The organism is Rhodanobacter sp. OR92 (genome assembly GCF_000427545.1).
Taxonomy (GTDB): Bacteria; Pseudomonadota; Gammaproteobacteria; order Xanthomonadales; family Rhodanobacteraceae; genus Rhodanobacter; species Rhodanobacter denitrificans.
On the sequence record NZ_ATYF01000001.1, the window covers coordinates 144,842 to 164,531 of the forward strand.

20 protein-coding genes are annotated in these 19,690 nt (G+C 62.9%); 12 read left to right on the forward strand and 8 right to left on the reverse strand.

Annotated features, from left to right (window positions below):
• Window positions 1-28: 28 nt before the first annotated feature.
• A complete protein-coding gene (locus RHOOR92_RS0100720; protein WP_027489311.1) occupies window positions 29-406 on the reverse strand; it encodes a response regulator in 378 nt (125 codons plus the stop codon).
• A 103-nt stretch (window positions 407-509) separates the two neighbouring features.
• Between RHOOR92_RS0100720 and RHOOR92_RS18220 the strand changes: the two genes are divergently transcribed.
• The 7 genes from RHOOR92_RS18220 (at window position 510) to RHOOR92_RS18230 (ending at window position 9,709) form a co-directional block, all read left to right on the forward strand.
• The gene (locus RHOOR92_RS18220; protein ID WP_037114732.1) at window positions 510-1,817 is read left to right on the forward strand and encodes a PAS domain-containing sensor histidine kinase; all 1,308 of its coding nucleotides are present in this window, start codon (window positions 510-512) and stop codon (window positions 1,815-1,817) included.
• Between the two features lie 74 nt (window positions 1,818-1,891).
• Window positions 1,892-3,562: a urocanate hydratase gene (gene hutU / locus RHOOR92_RS0100730; RefSeq protein WP_027489312.1), complete on the forward strand. Its 1,671-nt coding sequence runs from the start codon at window positions 1,892-1,894 to the stop codon at window positions 3,560-3,562.
• A 203-nt stretch (window positions 3,563-3,765) separates the two neighbouring features.
• Complete coding sequence (locus RHOOR92_RS19080; RefSeq protein ID WP_081660189.1) at window positions 3,766-5,436, forward strand: AAA family ATPase; 1,671 nt, start codon at window positions 3,766-3,768, stop codon at window positions 5,434-5,436.
• Between the two features lie 37 nt (window positions 5,437-5,473).
• A complete protein-coding gene (locus RHOOR92_RS18225) occupies window positions 5,474-6,346 on the forward strand; it encodes a DNA adenine methylase (protein ID WP_015448051.1) in 873 nt (290 codons plus the stop codon).
• 214 nt (window positions 6,347-6,560) lie between these two features.
• Window positions 6,561-7,106 (forward strand): hypothetical protein, encoded by a 546-nt coding sequence (locus RHOOR92_RS0100745; RefSeq protein WP_231378274.1) that lies wholly within the window; start codon window positions 6,561-6,563, stop codon window positions 7,104-7,106.
• 161 nt (window positions 7,107-7,267) lie between these two features.
• Window positions 7,268-8,857, forward strand: a complete 1,590-nt coding sequence (locus tag RHOOR92_RS19085) for a TonB family protein (RefSeq protein WP_081660190.1) — start codon at window positions 7,268-7,270, stop codon at window positions 8,855-8,857.
• 102 nt (window positions 8,858-8,959) lie between these two features.
• Window positions 8,960-9,709 carry an IS30 family transposase gene (locus tag RHOOR92_RS18230; protein ID WP_231378275.1) on the forward strand — a complete coding sequence of 250 codons (750 nt, stop codon included), beginning with the start codon at window positions 8,960-8,962 and terminating at the stop codon, window positions 9,707-9,709.
• 252 nt (window positions 9,710-9,961) lie between these two features.
• Here RHOOR92_RS18230 and RHOOR92_RS0100755 read toward each other — a convergent pair whose 3' ends face one another.
• Window positions 9,962-10,321, reverse strand: a complete 360-nt coding sequence (locus tag RHOOR92_RS0100755; RefSeq protein WP_007511070.1) for a helix-turn-helix domain-containing protein — start codon at window positions 10,319-10,321, stop codon at window positions 9,962-9,964.
• 264 nt (window positions 10,322-10,585) lie between these two features.
• Between RHOOR92_RS0100755 and RHOOR92_RS0100760 the strand changes: the two genes are divergently transcribed.
• The 4 genes from RHOOR92_RS0100760 (at window position 10,586) to RHOOR92_RS0100775 (ending at window position 12,778) form a co-directional block, all read left to right on the forward strand.
• On the forward strand, window positions 10,586-11,287 hold the full coding sequence (locus tag RHOOR92_RS0100760; RefSeq protein ID WP_027489314.1) for a hypothetical protein: 702 nt from the start codon (window positions 10,586-10,588) through the stop codon (window positions 11,285-11,287).
• Window positions 11,288-11,317: 30 nt separating this feature from the next.
• Window positions 11,318-11,611 (forward strand): NAD(+)--rifampin ADP-ribosyltransferase, encoded by a 294-nt coding sequence (arr, locus tag RHOOR92_RS0100765; RefSeq protein ID WP_007511074.1) that lies wholly within the window; start codon window positions 11,318-11,320, stop codon window positions 11,609-11,611.
• Between the two features lie 201 nt (window positions 11,612-11,812).
• On the forward strand, window positions 11,813-12,166 hold the full coding sequence (locus RHOOR92_RS0100770) for a YciI family protein (protein WP_007511076.1): 354 nt from the start codon (window positions 11,813-11,815) through the stop codon (window positions 12,164-12,166).
• A 30-nt stretch (window positions 12,167-12,196) separates the two neighbouring features.
• Complete coding sequence (locus RHOOR92_RS0100775) at window positions 12,197-12,778, forward strand: dihydrofolate reductase family protein (protein WP_027489315.1); 582 nt, start codon at window positions 12,197-12,199, stop codon at window positions 12,776-12,778.
• A gap of 279 nt (window positions 12,779-13,057) precedes the next feature.
• On the opposite strand, the gene RHOOR92_RS0100780 is transcribed toward RHOOR92_RS0100775, so the two are convergent.
• The 3 genes from RHOOR92_RS0100780 to RHOOR92_RS0100790 form a co-directional block, all read right to left on the reverse strand.
• Window positions 13,058-13,597, reverse strand: coding sequence for a cytochrome b (locus RHOOR92_RS0100780; RefSeq protein WP_027489316.1), 540 nt, complete (start codon window positions 13,595-13,597; stop codon window positions 13,058-13,060).
• Window positions 13,598-13,619: 22 nt separating this feature from the next.
• A complete protein-coding gene (locus RHOOR92_RS0100785; protein WP_015448047.1) occupies window positions 13,620-14,660 on the reverse strand; it encodes a cytochrome-c peroxidase in 1,041 nt (346 codons plus the stop codon).
• A gap of 235 nt (window positions 14,661-14,895) precedes the next feature.
• Window positions 14,896-15,393 carry a hypothetical protein gene (locus tag RHOOR92_RS0100790; RefSeq protein WP_231378276.1) on the reverse strand — a complete coding sequence of 166 codons (498 nt, stop codon included), beginning with the start codon at window positions 15,391-15,393 and terminating at the stop codon, window positions 14,896-14,898.
• 957 nt (window positions 15,394-16,350) lie between these two features.
• On the opposite strand from RHOOR92_RS0100790, the gene RHOOR92_RS0100795 reads away from it, so the two are divergent.
• Window positions 16,351-16,887, forward strand: a complete 537-nt coding sequence (locus RHOOR92_RS0100795; RefSeq protein WP_007511087.1) for a GNAT family N-acetyltransferase — start codon at window positions 16,351-16,353, stop codon at window positions 16,885-16,887.
• Between the two features lie 47 nt (window positions 16,888-16,934).
• Here the strand turns inward: RHOOR92_RS0100795 and RHOOR92_RS0100800 are convergent, their stop codons facing one another.
• From RHOOR92_RS0100800 to RHOOR92_RS0100810, 3 genes are all read right to left on the reverse strand, one after another.
• Window positions 16,935-18,323: a chloride channel protein gene (locus RHOOR92_RS0100800; protein ID WP_015448044.1), complete on the reverse strand. Its 1,389-nt coding sequence runs from the start codon at window positions 18,321-18,323 to the stop codon at window positions 16,935-16,937.
• A 137-nt stretch (window positions 18,324-18,460) separates the two neighbouring features.
• Window positions 18,461-19,105 carry a glutathione S-transferase family protein gene (locus tag RHOOR92_RS0100805; protein WP_007511091.1) on the reverse strand — a complete coding sequence of 215 codons (645 nt, stop codon included), beginning with the start codon at window positions 19,103-19,105 and terminating at the stop codon, window positions 18,461-18,463.
• Between the two features lie 84 nt (window positions 19,106-19,189).
• Window positions 19,190-19,669: a VOC family protein gene (locus RHOOR92_RS0100810; RefSeq protein WP_027489317.1), complete on the reverse strand. Its 480-nt coding sequence runs from the start codon at window positions 19,667-19,669 to the stop codon at window positions 19,190-19,192.
• Window positions 19,670-19,690 lie beyond the last annotated feature (21 nt).

Consider the following 19,690-nt stretch of genomic DNA (forward strand, 5'->3'; position numbering starts at 1 on the left):
CCTGTACGAGCCGTCCGTGCGTTCGTCGTCAGCTGCCGGTGTTGCGCAGCAGGCCGTCCACTGCGCCGAGCAGGGCGCGGCGATCGTAGGGCTTGGCGAGAAACGCCACGTTTTCCGGGAAATAGGGGAAGCTGCTGCGGGGGTCGGCCGAGATCAGCATGATCCGGATCTGCCGATTCATCTGCGTGCGCTGCGCCAGCTCGATCCCATCGATGCCGCCGGGCATGTGGATGTCGCTTATCAGCAGGTCGATCGTGGCGTCGCTCAGCAGGAGCTTCAACGCCAGGGTGCCGTTGGCGGTAGTGAGGACATGGTATCCCTCGGCCTCCAGTACGATGGTGGTGACCTCCCGTGCGCTGCGGTCGTCCTCGGCCAGCAGGATGGTCCTGTTCTGCACGTGGGTCATGGCTGATCTCGGCAGATGATGTCCGACCATGGCCTGCCTGGCGTAAACACGCAGTGAGGGGCGGATTGTGTCTATGCTAGGCCTCCTCGGCGGCCAGCCACGCATGAACGATCTCGAACGCTACCGGCAGTTGATTGGATTTTCCCTCGACGGTGTGCACGAGCTGGATGTGTGCGGCCGTGTCGTGTACATGAATGACAGCGGCCGTGCCGCGCTGGGCATCGCCGATCCGGTTGCCGCGATCGGCCAGCCACTGGCCAGGTTCTGGCCCGAGCCGACGCATGCCGCGATCGAGGCGGCGCTGGTCGCCGCGCGCAACGGGCAGTCGATGCAATTCACCCAGATCCTGCCGTCGGCCAGCGGCGACGACGGCTGGTGGCTGGTCAGCGTGCATCCTTACCTGGATGCGGCTGGCCAGGTCGATGGCATCGCCGTGATCAGCCACGACATCAACGAGCCGGTGCAGGCCAAGCTGGCGCTGGATCGGGTGATCCACGGCCTGCACAACCGGCTCAGCCTCAGCGAACTGGCTGGCGAAAACGGTGCCGCCCGCAACGAGGCGCTGGCCCGGCAACTGGCGCGTGCGCGGATATTCCAGCAGGAAGCGGCCGGTCGCGAGCACTCGCTGAAGCTGCAACTGGGCCTGGCCAGTGCGGCACAGGCGGTGGCGGAGCACGCCTCGCAGCAGGCGCAGAAGAACGAGGCGATCGGTCAGTTGGTGGCGGGTCTCTCGCATGACTTCGCCAACATGCTGCAGATAGCCATCGTGGCGTTGAGCAGCATCCAGGACGATCCAGGCAACCTCACCGCTACCCAGCGCCGCCTGCTCGGCTACAGCATGGACGGCGTGCAGCACGCAGCGGTGCTGGCCAAGCGGCTGCTGGCGTTTGCCCGCGTGCACCGCCATACAGCCGAGCCGGTGGAGCTGGTCGCGATCGTCCACGACATCGAGGGCTTCGCCCGCCACAGCCTGGGGGCCGGCATGGATTTCCAGGTCGAACCGGCCGGCGCGGAACTGACGACCCTGGGTGACAGGCATTCCATCGAACAGGCCTTCATCAACCTGTGCACCAACGCGCGCGACGCTTGCCACGGGCAGGGTGCGATCCGGGTTCGTCTCGGCGAGCTGACCGTCAGCGAAGCCGAGAACAGCACGCCGCGGCCGGCGGGCGATTACGTCACCCTGGCTGTCACCGACGATGGCAGCGGCATGGATGAAGCGGTGCGCGAGCGCCTGTTCGAGCCTTACTTCACCACCAAGGCCGAAGGCGCCGGTACTGGCCTGGGCCTGGCCCAGGTGTACGGGGTGGTGCGCCAGGTGGGTGGTTTTGTCGACGTGGAATCTGTGCCGGGCCACGGCACCACGATGACCATGGCATTCCCGCGCCTGCAGTTGCCAACGGCCGCCTGACCCGCCTGCGGCGGGTTCGACCCGTGCGGGTGCTGGCCTATACTCCGGAGTCTGTCTTATCGGAGTTTCCAGGCATGAACGCACCCACCCGCATCGACACCACCCGCACCATCCGCGCACCGCGCGGCAGCGAGCTTTCCTGCAAGAGCTGGCTCAGCGAAGCGCCGTTCCGCATGCTGCAGAACAACCTCGACCCCGAGGTGGCGGAGAACCCGGCCGAGCTGGTGGTGTACGGCGGCATCGGGCGGGCGGCGCGCAACTGGGAGTGCTTCGACGCGATCCTGAAAGCGCTGCGTGAATTGAACGACGACGAGACCCTGCTGGTGCAGTCCGGCAAGCCGGTCGGCGTGTTCCGCACGCATGCCGACGCGCCGCGCGTGCTGATCGCGAACTCCAACCTGGTGCCGCACTGGGCCACCTGGGAGCACTTCAACGAGCTGGATAAAAAGGGCCTGATGATGTACGGCCAGATGACCGCCGGCTCGTGGATCTACATCGGCTCGCAGGGCATCATCCAGGGCACCTACGAAACCTTCGTCGAGATGGGCCGGCAGAGCTACGGCGGCAAGCTCAAGGGCAAGTGGCTGCTCACCGCCGGCCTGGGCGGCATGGGCGGCGCGCAGCCGCTGGCCGCTTCGCTGGCCGGCATGTGCAGCCTCAACATCGAGTGCCAGCAGAGCCGCATCGACTTCCGCCTGAAGACCCGCTACGTCGACGAGCAGGCCAGCGACCTCGACGACGCGCTGGCGCGCATCGCGAAGTACACCGCCGCCGGCGAGGCGAAATCCATCGCGCTGCTCGGCAACGCCGCCGACGTGCTGCCGGAACTGGTGCGCCGCGGCGTGCGCCCCGATGCCGTCACCGACCAGACCAGCGCGCACGATCCGGTCAACGGCTACCTGCCGCAGGGCTGGACGGTGGAGCAGTGGTTCGAGCGCCGCAAGAACGACCCGGTCGGCACCGCGCGGGCGGCCAAGCTGTCGATGAAGACCCACGTGGAAGCGATGCTCGCGTTCCATGCGCAAGGCATCCCCACCTTCGACTACGGCAACAACATCCGCCAGATGGCGCAGGACGTCGGTTGCGACAACGCGTTCGCGTTCCCCGGCTTCGTGCCCGCCTACGTGCGCCCGCTGTTCTGCCGCGGCATCGGCCCGTTCCGCTGGGTCGCGCTCTCCGGCGACCCGGAAGACATCTACAAGACCGATCAGAAAGTGAAGGAGCTGATCCCCGACGACGCCCACCTGCACCACTGGCTCGACATGGCGAAGGAGCGCATCAGCTTCCAGGGTTTGCCGGCACGTATCTGCTGGGTGGGGCTGGGACTGCGCGACAAGCTGGGGCTGGCGTTCAACGAGATGGTGCGCAACGGGGAGTTGAAGGCGCCGGTGGTGATTGGGCGCGATCACCTCGACTCCGGCTCGGTGGCTTCACCGAATCGCGAAACCGAGGCGATGAAGGACGGCAGCGATGCGGTGTCCGACTGGCCGTTGCTCAATGCGATGTTGAATGTGGCCGGTGGGGCGACGTGGGTTTCGTTGCATCATGGGGGTGGGGTGGGGATGGGGTATTCGCAGCACTCCGGCATCGTGATCGTGTGCGACGGCACGGCTGAGGCGGACAAGCGGATTGCGCGAGTGTTGTGGAATGATCCGGGGACTGGCGTGATGCGGCATGCGGATGCGGGGTATGAGATTGCGGTGGAGTGTGCGAAAGAGCAGGGGTTGAAGTTGCCGATGGTTTGACCCGGTGAAAACGGTCGCGGAATGAACCCGCTCTCTTCTATACGCGCGTAAGAAAGCGAGAAAGCGCGAGATGATGAGGCGGGGTGCTGGTTTGACTGATGAGTGTTAGTGCGAGTGGGGCTGGTCGAGGAAGAACGGGTAACAAGCCTTAGAATCCTGAAAGACAAGCTGGACGCCAACGAAGCTGCAGGGGAGCTCGAATCATGGCAAAAACCCAAATCGTGGCAACAAATAACGATTCAAGGATCTTGGTGCGGTCGATCGAGTTCGGTCATCCCCCATTTCGTAAGCTATCCAATCTGAAGCTTTCGATTGCCGAAAGGTTGACATTGATAGCAGGCCACAATGGCATCGGGAAGTCCACGATTCTTGGACTTCTCACGAACACTTTTGGATTAACGGAGGGGCCCAAGAGCTACTTCGGCGATCACTTCTACGCGAACATCGAGAAGATCGTATATCTGGCCCTGGACGAAGTAGAGCCTTCGCAAAAACAATTATCCTCTCAGCCAATAGTTGTCTCCGATGTTGAAGGAGTTATTGTCAGGAAGCGATGCGCGATGACAAAGCGTGTGAAAGAGAAGCGCGCGCGCGTCGTTCCGAGAACCGTCGACCGAGCGGATAATGATCCGGTCGGACAAGATGCCAAGATCCCTCTTCCCACGCTTTACCTCGGCATTCGTCGGCTTGCGTCGATTGGCGAAGCTAATGACCGCGACGTGGCAGTCAGTGAGTCAACTATGCATGTTGATGATCGCAAAGTCATGGTTGACTTCATGAATGCCGTGATTCTTGGAGTCGAGGTCACGACTGACGTCACCGAGCAAAGTATTAAAGGCGCGAATAAGCGAACCAGCCAACCTGGCTACAAGCATCACGATGCCCTTGCCGTGTCGATGGGTCAGGATAGCCTTGGGAGTATCGCTACAGCTCTCGCATCATTCAGCAAACTTAAGCGTGAGCATGATGCAGGTTATAGAGGTGGCCTCTTGGTCATCGATGAGTTGGACGTCGGGTTTCACCCGCATGCAATTGATCGCCTCGCAAAAAATCTAAAGGCATATGCAAAGAAGCTTAACTTGCAGATCATTGCTACTACGCATTCTCCGCGCCTGATTGAGGCAATTCATCCGGATGGGGCTGGGGATCGGCGCGCTCCGGATACAGTGGTGTATTTGCTGGACACAACCACTCCTCGCATCGCAGAAGATCAGTCACTCCAAGCCATCATCGACGATATGTCTCTTCGAGAGGACATGCCCGTCAAAGCTTCGAAGCCAGTTCTCGGTGTGTACTTTGAAGACGAAGAAGGTAAGCAGTTCTTCGATGCTTTGGTTCCGGCCGCTAGGAAGGCCGCTCTTGGCAACAAATACGGCGTAAGGATTCGGCCAATTGGCTTGGGTGTAGGCGGATCGAACCTGATCAAGCTTCCGGATCACGATCCCATTTTCAAAGACCGGGTATTGATCGTTGACGCCGATACTTCGATACCAGAAAGGGCAGCGAGACGAAAGAACACGTTGAAGCTACCGTGCCCGGCGGGAGCCTCCGGTACCGATCGCTCGCCTGAGAACGTCATCAAGAACTTCATTCGTTCAATGATAACGGCAACTGACGGCCACCTCCGACAAGCACTTCTCCAGCTAAGCCCGCCTAACCCGTCTAGCGACAAGCTCTTGGCGGCGTTCTTTCCGGACAATACCGGACAAAGTAACGATCGGGATTCCAGCAAAAGTTGGTGGACAGGCCACTGGGAGAAGTTGAAACGGTGGGGAATACTCAATACGTGGATTGCTCATCATTCCGTAGTAGTTGATCACTTTCTTGACGAGTTCGAGAAAGCTGTAGCGGCAACATCGCGCCGCCTCAAGTAGCCCAATAGGCTCTCCCTAACTCGGTCTTTCTATCTTTATGTACTCAAACAAGCTTTACACACCATTGCGGTATCCGGGAGGCAAAGCCCGATTCGCCTCCTTGATCGAGCTCCTGATGCGTGACAACGGGCTTGATGGTGGGCACTACTTTGAGCCCTATGCCGGCGGGGCGGGTCTTGCACTCATCCTTTTGTTGGACAACGTGGTCGATGCAATCCACATCAATGACGTAGACCCAGCGGTTGCTGTCTTTTGGCGATCAGTCATACACCAGAACAAGAAACTCGTTTCTATGGTGGCAACTCAGCCTGTCAATATGGATGCTTGGCATCATTGGCGGTCGGTGATGTTAGGCATCACGCAAGCCAGCGAACTGGAACGTGGTTTCGCCACATTGTTCATGAATCGCACTAATCGCTCAGGAATCCTCAAGGGTGGAGTGATTGGCGGAAAAGCGCAGAGCGGCGCATACAAGTTGGACGCGCGGTTCATGCGAGATGATCTTTGCCAAAGGTTGACGCGCATCGGGGAGCAAGCAACACGTGTGCACGTATACGAAGAAGATGCGCATGCACTTCTACTGACTTGCCATCATTTCCTTCCTAGTAAGTCCCTGGTCTATCTAGATCCGCCCTACTACGTCAAAGGTGCAGGCTTGTATCGCAACTTCTACAAACACGAGGACCACGCAAGAATAGCTCGGCTTATGGCTAGCAACCGGTTCCGTAGGCCTTGGATAGTTTCCTACGACAACGTGAATGAAATTCAGGAAATGTATGCATTCTCCTCATCCTTCACTTACGGCTTGAACTATACGGCGCAGCGGCGCTACGTCGGAGATGAGGTCATGTTCTTCAGCGAGCGTTTGAAGACCATCAATCTGGACGAAGAACGCTCGCGAGCCGCCTAAAAAAAATCCGAAAAGGTGTCGAAAAGGTGTCAGGGACAATTTCGGGGCGGCAACAGGAGTCGTCAAATTGTCCCTGACACCGTTCTTCGGACACCGTTCTTCGATCCCCTGGAAGTCGACTCTGACCCAGGTTTCAGCCCCTTTTTGTTCCATCAAGTGGCTCTGTCCCTGCTCGATGCTCTTCCGGATAGGCCACTAGCCACAAGGACCTGACGTGAAACCAAGTTGGATGTGCGTGCTTCTGGCAATGACGACGGGACTGAGTGGCTGCATTCAAAATAGCCAGGCGCGACCCACGCTGCCCTACTTACAAGGTGATACGTTCATCGTTCTTGGAGTTTCCGAGCGGGTCAGATTGTCGGTGTTCAAGGGTGAGCTTGACGACTCGTCGTGGAATTGCACGGGGCTCATCAATGTCGCCAACGTGTGGTCGGAAAACAAGTTCATCGTACTCAAGCTGAAGCCGCGCGTTGGAACGGAGGACTATGGCATCGGCCAGATCCTGCCCGACGGTATCGGCGGCGAAAGCTTCGTGGTCACAAAAGGCGTCAGTGTTCCAGCCTTTCATGCGCACCCGGGCAGGGTCACCTTCGTCGGTTCGATCGGCATTTTTCAGCGAGACGGCCGCTTCGGCATCACCCGCGATCCGTCGATCACCGTTGACGATGCCCGGGCATATCTCTCCCGGGCGTACCCCAACCTTCCGAAAGACATCGATGTCGACTATCTCAAGATCGTGCCTGCCAAAGGTGGCTGCTGAAGGACAAGAAGGCGAGCTGCCGATGAGGGGACGGTAATTAAACTCGGATAATTGCTTCCGTTCCCTTTTTAGGAGTCCCCTTTTTAGGATGGCGACGCGTGCAGCTGATGAATGACGCGTGGTAGACATCTTCCAATGTGCAAGCGAGCAGGAGTATCTCGATGAAAGCAAAGGGACTGATCCTCGGTTGCATGTTGCTATGGACGATCGGAGCCGCGCATGCCTCCGATCTGGTGGCAGGCGAAGCGGCGATCCGACGCGGCGACTACGCTGTCGCGCTCGTCGAATTGCGGCCGCTGGCGACCCAGGGAGTTGCTGCCGCGCAGGCTGATATTGGCTCGATGTACCAACAGGGATTGGGTGTAACAAAGGACGTCACTCAAGCCCGTCAGTGGTACTTCAAGGCTGCCACTCAAGGGTTTGGTCCGGCCCAGAGCCGCCTTGGGCATCTGTACATGGATGGTAAGGGCGGTGACCAGGACTACGCCAAGGCGTTCGAGTGGCTGGGCAAGGCCGCAGAGCAAGGGGACGTCGCTGCGCAGAGCAATCTGGGTATGCTGTATTTGAGAGGGTTGGGCACAGCACAAGATTTCGCCAAGGCTGCGGGTTGGTTTTTCGCATCAGCCACCGGCGGAAACGCCTATGCGCAAACCGACCTCGGGCTCATGTATGCCTCAGGACGCGGAGTGCCAAGGGACGTGGCGGTGGGTTATGCATTGCTCGTGCTCTCCGCACCCACCCTTGATGCCAGTAGCGGAGTCGCCGGCGGATCAGCCAGAAACCGCAAGGTGGTTGCCGGCTTGATGACGCCGGCACAGCTCGAAGCAAGCAAGTTACTCGCCAGTCAGATGCGGGTCGAAGGGATACTGCCGACGTTGACCAAGCGCGGGATCGCGCTACCTCAAATCATGCTGGATCCGACCAGGCCGCGCGCCCCTCCCCCTCCTTCGGCAGGAATCCTGCCGGCAGGCATAGACCTGACCTATCAGCGCGCACACCCTGCGCAATATCCCAAGGAAGCGGTTGCCGCACGCCATCAAGGACGTGTTGTCGTATTGGCCGTCCTGACGTCCAACGGCGAGGTCGAGGATGCGAAGGTTGAGAGCAGCAGCGGATATCCTGAACTTGATGCCAGCGCTCTTGCCGCGGTGAGCAACTGGAAGTATGCGCCCTGTACCCGATATCGCCAGCCCGTAGCCTGTTACGTACGGGAACCGGTGAACTTTGCACTGACGGCCGGTTTGGCTGGGTTGGCAGTGAGCACGTCGGGTCAGCAAAGCGATGTTCCTTCTGGTGGCGAATCCAAGTGCAGACCAGAGATGACCGTAAAAGAGTGCGAGTTGACTCGGATGGCTGGGCTTTTGAAGCGGATGGATCAGGCCTCCGCGACGATAGGCAGGTCGCCCGGTGTGGCGGGAAATTCCCTTATGGACAGTTATGCATTGGCCATTCAAACAGCGGTGACAAAGAACTGGCTTTTACCCGATGGTTTGCCCAAGGCGACATGCAGGGTCAATGTTGTCCAGTTGCCGGGTGGCAAGGTCGAGAGTGCCACGGCGGACACAAGCTGCCCGTATGACGATCAGGGGCGACGTTCGGTCGTGAATGCCGTGTTGCGAACCGAAAACTTGCCGTACAAAGGATTCGAAAGCGTCTTTCGGCGAAACATCGTACTTACATTTTTCCCGCCCGAGCCCGTAAGTACGGAACAAACACGAACGGAAAAAAGTGGCGCTATTGGAGGCAATTGACGACAAAGAGTGGCGAATTCAATTCTGAAGTGCACCACCCGATGCGGTAGAGCGGCTCAGGCGCGGTAGCCTGCACAGCTTCACCGCCAAGTGGAACTGCACATGAGCTACGCGCATCTGAGCCAAGACGAACGCTACCAGATTCAGCACCTTCACAACGGTGGCTTCTCGGCCGGCGAGATCGGTGCGCAGATGCAGCGCGCGGCGACCACGATCAGCCGGGAGCTTCGGTGTAACGCAAGCGATGAAGGCAAGTATCAAGCACGACCCGCCCATTGCCAGAGCGCAACACGGCGGCGTGCTGCGAGCACGCTGGCGCGGATTCACCCGGATCAGTGGGTTGCTGTGGAGGCACGCCTGGTCGCTGAGCAGTGGAGTCCCGCGCAGATCGCCAACGAGGTATCCATCAGCCACGAACGCATCTATCAACACATCGCGGCCGATCGTCAGCGTGGCGGCAAGCTCTGGCGGCACCTGCGCTGCCGCAAGCAACGGCGCCGCCATCGTTGCGGCACACCGCGGCAGCGCTTCCGTGGACGGCGTATTGCTGAGCGACCGGCCATCGTGGAAAGCCGCAAACGGGTGGGCGACTGGGAGGGCGACACCATCGTGGGCAAGGGGCTCTCGCGCGTGGTGACCCTGGTCGACCGCAAATCTGGCCTGCTGCGGATGCGTCGCGTACCCAACGGCGAGGCGGACACGGTCATGCGCGCCGTCGTCCACGCCCTGCATCCCTTACAGACTCGCGTGCACACCCTGACCTGGGACAACGGCAGTGAATTCGCCGAACACGCGGTGATCGATATCGCCCTCCACGCGAAGAGCTTTTTCGCCGACCCGTGCTCCTCGTGACAGCGCGGCAGCAACGAGAACACCAACGGATTGGTGCGGCAGTACCTGCCAAAGCGGTGCGATCTCGGTGCTTACACCGATGCCGACATCCAGGCGATTGAAGACAAGATCAACCGGCGGCACCGAAAACGTTTAGGCTTCGGTACACCACAGCAAGTCTTCGATGCTTCCTTCAACCGTGGTGCACTTCGTAGTTGAATCCACCATTCTTCCCTATTCGTTGATTGTCCTCGACACTGTTTTGTCTCGTCTTCAGGAAAGGAACTTCACCAGCAACTGCCGCTTCGATTCGGGCAGCTTGCGGAATGCATCGAGCAGGTGGTTCTCGTTGTCGCTCAGGCGACGATAGAGGGCGCTGGCTTCACCCACGCCCGGCGCGATGGGGCCTCGTCCGGTGGCAAGCCATTCCAGGTTGACGTCGAAATCCTTGGCCAGTTCGATGATGCGCGGGAGCTCGGGCAGGGCGAGGCCGGTGAGCCACTTGCGGGCGGTTTCCCGCGATACCGCGTAGCGGGCGGCCAGGGCACTTGTCCTTCCGCGCCCAGGAACGAAATCGGTCCGGTCCAGCGCCTTGCGCAGGCGGTTCGCGAAGTGCTCGTAGGGTGCTGCCATTCCAATTCCTGGTTGTCGCATCGTCCCCGCGCTTGCGCGCGGCGAGGCTTGGCACGTGCGGTCCATTGTTGCGCACGCGCATTTGCGGATATGCCATTTATGGTTGTTGACATGGGCAATTTATAGTTGGATTATGGCCATGGATGGTGGGGGTGATAACGGGCGTCGGAATGCATTTGTTGAAGGAAGGGGCGTAGAGCCGACTCTGCCCCTGTTTCCCTGACTCCTGCTTCCGACGGCATTTCATGGAACGAGGAGGCGACCATGTCGACGTTCGATTCGGATGATCTGGGAACGACGGGCTATTTCCTGCCGGAGGACAGCCAGCTGCGGCTGAAGCAGCTACGCGAGTACGTGGGGTTCCTGACCAACCTGGCGCGACCGCGCAGGCCGGACGAGGATCAGGAATGGTTCTCGGAGATTCGCCCGGGCGAGGTGGCGATCTGCCTGGAACTGCTGGAGGAGCAGATCGCTCAGGTGCTGGACGAACTCTCCTGGCCGGCCGAGCGTGGCGAGAGGGCGGCTGCACCCAAGGCCGATGCGGAGGCGGAAGCGGAAGCGGAAGCGGAAGCGGAAGCGGAGGCTTGCACGCAAGCTGCAGAACCGGACGCCGCCGAGCCGGTGATGGAAGAGGCCGGCAACCGCTTCCTCTTCGGCGTCACCCTGGATCAGGTCGACGAGATCAACCTGCTGCTGAGCAGCCTGCGGGCCCTTGGCAATGTGGTGACGTGCAGCGATCACGCCGAGTTATCCGACGTCACGCTGTCGATCATGGGCGATGCCATCGTCCGCGACGTGGAGAAGCTGCGAGACATCAACAGAGACGTGAATGCGCAGGAGTTGGAGCCCTCGCACCGGACGAAACCCGGTGTGCGTGAAGAGTGGGCCGCCTATCTTGCGCTGCCCGCGTGTTTGCCCATGGGCAGCGCGTCGCACGTCGTGCGGCAGCATCCAACCTGGCAGTAGCTGAGAGTCGCGGCGATCGCTTGCCAGATCGTGCTTTACGCCAGGGCGACACTGGACGTCGCCACCGGGGGCGCCGAGCTGGCCGTGGGGGCAGGGCGGGGGCGGATCGACATCGTGGAGCCCACCGGGCCGATCGAGGACGATCCCAACCTGACGGACAAGAAATTCCCCGGCAACATCACCCGGTCGTATCGCTCCGGAAGTCCGTTCTGCGTCGTCGGCGAGGTGGCGGACTGGCAGGGTCATTCGCCCGGGCGGCTCAAGCAGATGCTCGATCGCATCGAAGAGCTCAGGCAACAGGGTGTCGAAGCCATCGAGGAATGAGCATGACGCGCGACCGGGGCGGGCCCTCACGCCCCGAGCTTTTTCGGCACCCCGAGCTTCGCCTTGTCCGCCGCCTGCTACCCGGCAAACGCCCGGGGTCGGAAACAACATCCCGATCGGTTGTCGAAATCGGTTGCGGCCGTTCGTCGCTGCAGTGAAGGCCGGTGACCAGTCAGCCTGCAGATCATCCGAGGAACAGACATGCCGCAATATCTGGTGGCGATCCACCACCCCGACAACTACGACCCGTCGCTTGAAGACGATGCGATGGTCCGCGACATCCAGGCGCTCAATGACGAGATGGCGGCTGCCGGTGCCTGGTTCTTCGCCGGCGGCCTGCAATCGGCGTCCCTCGCGAAATCGCTGCGCAAGCGGCCCGGCGGAGAGGTGGTGGTCACCGATGGACCGTACATCGAGGCCAAGGAATACATCGGCGGCTTCTGGATACTCGACGCAGCCAGCATGGATGAGGCCCTGGCGTGGGGCCGCAAAGCCGTCGTCGCTTGCCGCGCATCGGTCGAGGTGCGCGAATTCCTCGTCATGCCAACGGAATAGAAACGCCAACCCCGGAACACGGAGATTCCAATGAGAAAGCTCAAGATCATGGAACACATCTCGCTGGATGGCGTGATCCAGCACTCCGATGATGACGGCGATTTCCCCTATAGCGACTGGACCGCGCCCTATCGGACCCCTGCTGGTCGGGATGCGATCCTCGCCGCGTATGGCGCGAGCTTCGATCTGCTGCTTGGCCGTCTCACCTACGATATCTGGTCGGGCTTCTGGCCCAAGGCGCCGGGCAGTCCGATGGCGGACGCCCTCAATGCGGCGACGAAATATGTCGCTACCCATCGTCCGGAAAGTCTTGCATGGGGCCCGTTCGAGGGCCTTGGACCGGACCTCGTCGCGGGCGTTCGCCGCATCAAGTCGCAGGACGGCCCGAGCCTTGTTCTCTCGGGCAGCTCCACGCTGACATCGACGCTGCTCGAACATGGGTTGGCGGATGAAGTCCTGCTGGTCGTCTATCCGGTCCTGCTGGGCAAGGGCAAGCGCTTTTTTGCAGAAGGAACCCCGCCACGCTCCTTCGAGCTCGTCAGCACGCAAGCATTTCCGTCCGGCATCATCCTCAGTACGTACAAGGTCGCCGGACCTTTGACGGCCACCTAGTTCGCGCGCTTCGCCCGAGCCGGTGCCCGCCACGCTCTGACGATCCGGCACGACACGCAACAGCGGCACCATGCGGCCCGGTGCATGAGGCAAACCACCTCATGCGCCGGGCCTTCCTGTTTCCGCGGCGCCGCCGAAACCCGGCGCGCCGGCGGTAGAGCCGCGGCGACCGAGCTTGCCGCACGGCCCGCCAGGGAAGCGGCACGGCCCACCGAGCGGGGCAAGGGGAAATTGCCGGCGAACTCCATGCAGCCGGTTCTTTGCCGAATCCGTCCCGGCTCAAAGCATCCGTCGCAACGTGTTGTCGCGAACCAGGAAGTGATGCCACAGCGCGGCGGCGATGTGGGCACCGATGACCCAATAGAACACCTCGCCGAGTGTCTCGTGGACCTCGGCGACGAATTCATGTGCCGCATGGTCGGGGCCGACCAGCGCAGGGAGGCTCCAGCCCACCCACGGCAAGCTGACCAGCTGCCCGGCGTAGTTCACCTGCAAGATGCCGAGGATCGGCTGCACCAGCAGAAACGCATACAGCGCCAGGTGCAGGCCGTGTGCGGCGAGGGCGATGACGGTCTTCGGCGCCGGCACGATCGGCGGTACCGGGGTGGCGAGCCGCGCGAGGATCCGCGGCAGCAGAAGTGCCAGTACCGCCAGCCCGGCCAGGTAATGGCCCTGCAGCATCAGCGAGGGCGGGGAGTTCCCTTCGGAGCCCTCGTCATCGACAAGGTCCACCAGCGCGTAGGCCAGCACGATGGCCAGCACGGTCAGCCAGTGTGCGTAGCGGACCACCCAGTGGTAGCGGCTCGATTTCACGACCATGCGGGCATCCTCTTCGTGCAGGTTACGGCTTGGGCCGCGGGGTGGTCGCCACGCTGGGCGGCAGGATCGGCAGCGCGACCTTCGGCTGGTCGCCGGTCAGAGCCCCGAGGAAAACCTCGATCTTGCCGACCTCCTCGTCGCTCAGCTTAGCGCCGAGCTGGCTGCTGCCCATGATCGCGACGGCCTGGCGAAGGTCCCACACCTTGCCCGTGTGGAAATAGGGCGCGGTCAGCGCGATGTTGCGCAGCGAGGGTACCCGGAACACGTATTCGTCGCTGACCGTCTTGGTCACCGCGAAGCGCCCCTTGTCCCCCGGCGGGAGAATGTCGGCACCGGGCCGCTCGACCACGCCGAACGGGGCGTACATGCCCCCGCCCACGTTGATGCCGTTGTGGCATGCCGCGCAGCCCTTGTTGATGAACAGCGCCAGGCCTTCCTGCTGGTTCGCGTCGAGTGCTTTCTCGTCGCCTTTGAGGTAGCGATCGAACGGCGCGTTCGGCGTGGTCAGGGTGGCCTCGAACAGGGCGATGGCCTTGCGCACGTTGTCGAACGTGATCGGATCGGGCACGGCCGGATAGGCCTTGGCGAACACGGCGGCGTAGCCGGGAATCCCCTTGAGCTGTTCGACGACATGTGCCTCGGTGGTGTCCATCTCGACCGGGTTGACCAGCGGACCGCCGGCCTGCTGTTCAAGGTCCTTGGCACGCCCATCCCAGAATTGGGCGACGTCGAACACCGCGTTGTAGACGGTCGGCGCGTTGCGACCGCCATGCTGCCAGCGATGACCCAGCGAAGTCTCCTGCAGGTCGACCCCGCCCATGCCGACCATGTGGCATGAATTGCAGCTGATGGCGTGGCTTTCGGACAGCCGGGGCTCGAAGTACAGCATCTTGCCGAGCTCCACCTTGGCCGGGGTCGCCGCATTGCCCGCCAATGGCGGCGCGTTGGCGGGTATCGGTTTGAACAGGCCCTGGGCCTGCTTCATCAATGCGGTTTGCGACCATGCCTGGCCTGTTGCCAGGGAGGCGAGAACCATCAGTGAAACCAGCTTGATCGACGGCATGTGCTGACCCTCCGCAGTTGGGTGTCAATCGAGATCATCAATGTCTGTGGCGTATCAAGGAAACCATGGAGATGCGGGGAACGCGGCGCGGAACGGACGCCCCGGCGATGTCGTCGGGGTCGTCGCCCCATCTGTCGTCCTGGTTCGACCGCAGTCGTCGGCCGCGGCTGTCGATGCCAGGGCGCGTGGGCCGGTGCAACCACCGGCGCCGGGCACGGTGCGAGACATCTTGCGGTCAGCGATTGCCGTCATCCTTCTGCTGCCGGGTCCGCTGCTCGGTGCTCTGCTTCTGCTCGACCTGCTTTTCCGTGCCCTGGTTTTGCTGTTGCTGCATAGTCTGTTGCTGCGTAGCTTGCCGCATGCCGGCACCCGGACCCATGCCCGCACCCTGCCCGGGCGGCATGTCGGGCAGCCTCATGCCACGTTCGGCAGCACGCTTCTGCATCTGCTCATGGTGCTGCTTTCGCAGCGCCTCGCGCTCCTGGGCCGTCTTCAGGCTGCGCATCTGGTCGCGATACGCCTTGCGCTCGGCCGGAGTCATCAGCTGGGAACCATAGATCTGGCTGCGATCCTTCTGCGTGGTTCGGTCCTGTGTGTGCAGCTGATCCCGCTGCATCATGCCGCCTGCCGGCTGTCCGACAGGTGCGGATTGGCCACCTCGCTGGCCGCCGCCGCTCTGGTAGGCAAATGCCGGCAGGGTGGCGAGCAGGCAAAACGCAGAGATACCGGACATGAATACGTATCTGATTCGCATGGAAGTAGCCTCGCCTCGAGTTGCAGGGATGTCGCCGGGAGTGTGGCAACACCCGGATATTCGGTTCATCGGCATGGATGGCTGTTGACTGGGATCAACAAAAGCGATACCGAAAACGAAGGTCGGCATCCGGCCTGCGGCCTGTCCGCACTTGCGGTGCGCATGCACCGGCCCGCAACCAGTGTTGGCGATTTTCCTGAACGAAGCCGGCCGCGTCGTTGAGGGGTGCGAAGTCATGAAAAGATGGTCACCGGTATCGCTGGCATGCGATCCGTGCCCGTGCGCTGGCCAAGACCCATGGCGGCCGTCAGCCACGCCCCGGCGATCCGGGAATCCGGTCCACTTCGTGCGCTGCCGCCGCCGTATGCGTCGTGCGTACCGCGCCAGGCGGTTATGCATGCATCATGGCGGCAGGTCAGGCGAAACAAGGGTCAGGTTCGGCTTCCCAACGAGTGGCGAGTTTGTCGTGGCCGCTACGTGGGGCGTTGGGGGAATGTCTGCCATGGCGATGGTTGCGCTTCGTGGAGGCGGGCAACGCGGGGGTTGCGGTCAGCGTGAAGGACGGCGTGGGCGACGCCGAGGAACTGCGGCGCTACCACCGACCATGGTGGGTGGTGCGCGGGAAAGCGGGTCGAGGCCATTCCCATCGAGGAAGGGCGTGCCGATTCTGCTGCGGCCGGCTCGGCCGACAGGACCTTGGTGCCCGTGGCCGGGAAGAGCCATGTCGCTGCCATCTGGTCGGTGGCGACGGCCGACGCCGGGGCGGCGCTTTTTTGCCCGGCACGTGCAGGGCAACCAGCGGAGCCAGCTCGACTTGGCCCGCCCGGTTCCGCCAGCGGCGCGGCAACGCCCGCTCCATTGATGCTGGTCAATTGACCGCAAGAGGCAACTGCTAGGCTGAAGCACCTGCTTGATTGCTTGATGACGGAGCATGTCATGGCACAGACCGACGCACCCCCGGGCAAGGGCTGGAACGAGAAGCTGCAGGACGGCACGACCGTGCAGATACGGTCGATCGGCGAGCAGGACGCCGAGCTCGAGCTTGAATTTCTCACCCATCTGTCGCCCGCGTTCCGCAGTTCGCGCTTTCTCGGCCTGGTCCGCGACCCGACGCCGGAGGTGGCGCGCGAGCTCACCTGTCTCGATCCGGCCTGCGCCGTGGGCTTCATCGCCCTGGTCTCGCAGCGGGGACGCGAGCATCAGATCGGCGCCGCGCAGTTTCATGTCAATGCCGCCGGCGACAGCTGCGATGCTTCGCTCACGGTGAGTGACGAATGGCGAAAGCGCGGTGTCGGTTCCTTCCTGATGCGCCACCTGATCGCCGCGGCAAGGGCACGCGGCATGCGGCACATGCGCGCCTATGCCCCGAGCCGATCCGGCGGCGGCGATCGCCTTGCGGCGAACATCGGATTCCAGCGCCGCCTGGATCCGCGGGATCCGGCCACGGTGATCTACGACCTGAGCCTGGAATAGAAAAAGCGATCAGAAAGGACGCGGCTGATTGCCTGTGGTCCGCGGTGTCATCGGTCACGTTCCCCTTTCGCCGCTCCCGGCCGCCCTGGGCCTTGCAGGGCGCGGCGGCGCTTGCTCCACCAGCGCAGCAAGCCGTACGACAGGCGGGTCTTCTCCTGGCCGACCGGCAGATCGGTGTGGGCGAAGATCCACGACGATTTGCTGAACGCGATCTGCTGGGCGGGGTAGACGCTGCGGTGGCCGATGATGAGATAGGCGGCGACGCAGGCGCCGGCCACGTACAGCGTCGAATCGGCGCCGAACAGCTCGATGCCCATCAGGATGGCGGCGATCGGCGCGTTGGATGCCGAGGCGACCACGGCCACCAGCCCCACCGCCGCGCCCAGCGCCGGTGCCAGCCCCAGCAGGTGCGCGAACGCGCCGCCCAGCACGGCGCCGATCACGAACTGCGGGGTCACGATGCCGCCATAGAAGCCCGAGCCCAGCGTGATCGCCACCAGCAGGGCTTTCCACAGGAAACCCAGGTACGGCATCGTCTCGCCGTGCAGGGCGCGTTCCATGATCGGCAGGCTCAGCCCGAGGTAATCGGACGGCACGACCATGACCAGCAGGGCCAGCACCACGCCACCCAGCAGCGGCACCAGCGGCGGCCACAGCACGTAGCGATCGCGCAGACGCCCGAACAGCCGCCTCGCCTGCTGCAACAGCTCGACGAACACCCACGCGGCCGCGCCGCACAGGATGCCGATCAGCACGGTTTTCAGGAACAGCAGCTCGGTGAAGTCGCTGATGAAGGCGATGTGGTAATGGGGGTAGGGCACGCCCAGGTATTTGCTGACCTGGAACGCGGTGACGCCGGCCACGATGCCGGGGAACAGGAAGTCGTGGCGGATGCGGCCGATCGCCAGCATCTCCACGCCGTAGATGGCGCCGGCGATCGGGGTGCCGAACACGCTGGCGAAGCCGGCGCTCACCCCGCACGCCAGCAGCCGTTTGCGCAGCTCGGGGTTCAGGTGCAGCACCCGGCCGATGCCGGCCGCCAGACTGGCGCCGATGTGCGAGCACGGCCCTTCCTTGCCGGCCGAGCCGCCGCAGCCCAGGGTGATCAGCGCGGCGACCGGCTTCACCCACAGGGTCCGGAACGGCATCCTGCCGCGTTGCTCGTTCACCGCAACGATCGGCGAATCACTGTAGCCGCTGCGGCTCAGCCGATAGCCGTAATGCAGCAACAGCCCGTTGGCGAAGCCACCCACGACCAGCAGGCTCATCTGCACCCCCAGCGGCACGGCGTAAACGTGGCCCTCGGTGGCGAACAGCAGGTGGAGAAAGACGCTGCAGCCCACGCCGACCACGGCGCCGGTCAGCATCGACAGCGCCAGCCACTGCACCACGGTCGCCAGCATCACGAGCGGTTCGGCAAGGCGTAGGCGTGGCATGGGCGTGGCACCGGACCGGGCGATGGCGGGGCTGCAAGTATAGAGAGGCGCCCCCGGCTTGATCAGAGGCGGGGCAGGCCGGGGCCGGACAATGCGGGGAAGCAGCGTCGATTTTTTCTAGTAGCCGAACGCAGGCCCTAGTTCTTCCCGGTGAACACCGCCAGCTGCGCGGCGAAGGCGCGTTGGTAGGCCGGCCGCGCTTCGCCGCGGGCGACGTAGGCGGCGAGCTTCGGGTAGCCGTCCAGCAGGCCCGAGGGCTTCAGCCGCTGCAGCGTGTGCACCATCATGAGATCGCCTGCGCTGAACCCGCCGTCGAGCCAGTCGGCCTCGTCCAGGCGAACGGCAAGCTCGCCCAGCCGGGTGCGGATGCGCTCCTTGATGAGCGGCAGGCGTTCGGTGGTCCATGGCTGGTCGGCTTCGGCAAACTTGGCGGTCTGCAGTTCGAGGATCGGCGGCTCCACCGTGTTGAGCGCGGCGAACATCCACATGATGGCGCGCGCCCGCGCATTCGCCTGGTCCGGCAGCAGGCCCGCATGGCGTTCGGCGATATGGAACACGATGGCACCGGACTCGAACAGCGCCAGCTCGCCTTCCTCGTAGGTGGGAATCTGCCCGAACGGGTGCAGCGCGCGGTGCGCGGGGTTCTTCATCGCCTCGAACGAGACGAGGCGAACCTCGTAAGGCTGACCCGTTTCTTCCAGCGCCCAGCGCACGCGCATGTCGCGCGCGAGGCCGCGGCCGCGATCGGGCGAGCTTTCAAAGGCGGTGATGGTGGGGACCATGGGCGGCTCCTGGTGGCTTGATGGGCAACGACGCCCGGCTGGCTTGTGCGCTCTCCCCGAGGGCGAGGCCGACCGCGGCCGTCGTCAGCCGCGCCGTGCCGCCTCGATCGCCGCGATGTCGATCTTCGTCATCTCCATCATGGCGTTGAACGCGCGCTTGGCGACGGCGGGGTCCGGGTCGGTGACCGCGGCCATCAGCGCACGTGGGGTGATCTGCCACGACAGGCCCCACTTGTCCTTGCACCAGCCGCAGGCGCTGGCCTGGCCGCCGTGGTCGATGATCGCGTGCCACAGGCGGTCGGTTTCGGCCTGGTCGTCGGTGGCTACCTGGAACGAGAACGCATCGGTGTGCGGGACGCCGGGGCCGCCGTTCATGCCCAGGCAGGGGATGCCCATCACCGTGAACTCCACCATCAGCACGTCGCCCTGCTTGCCCGCCGGATAGTCGCCCGGCGCGCGGTGGACGGCGCCCACGGCGCTGTCCGGAAACGTCCTGGCGTAGAACGTCGCGGCCTCCAGCGCGGTGCCGTCATACCAGAGGCAGATCGTGTTCTTGCTGCGCATGTCGTTTCTCCTGGTTCAAGG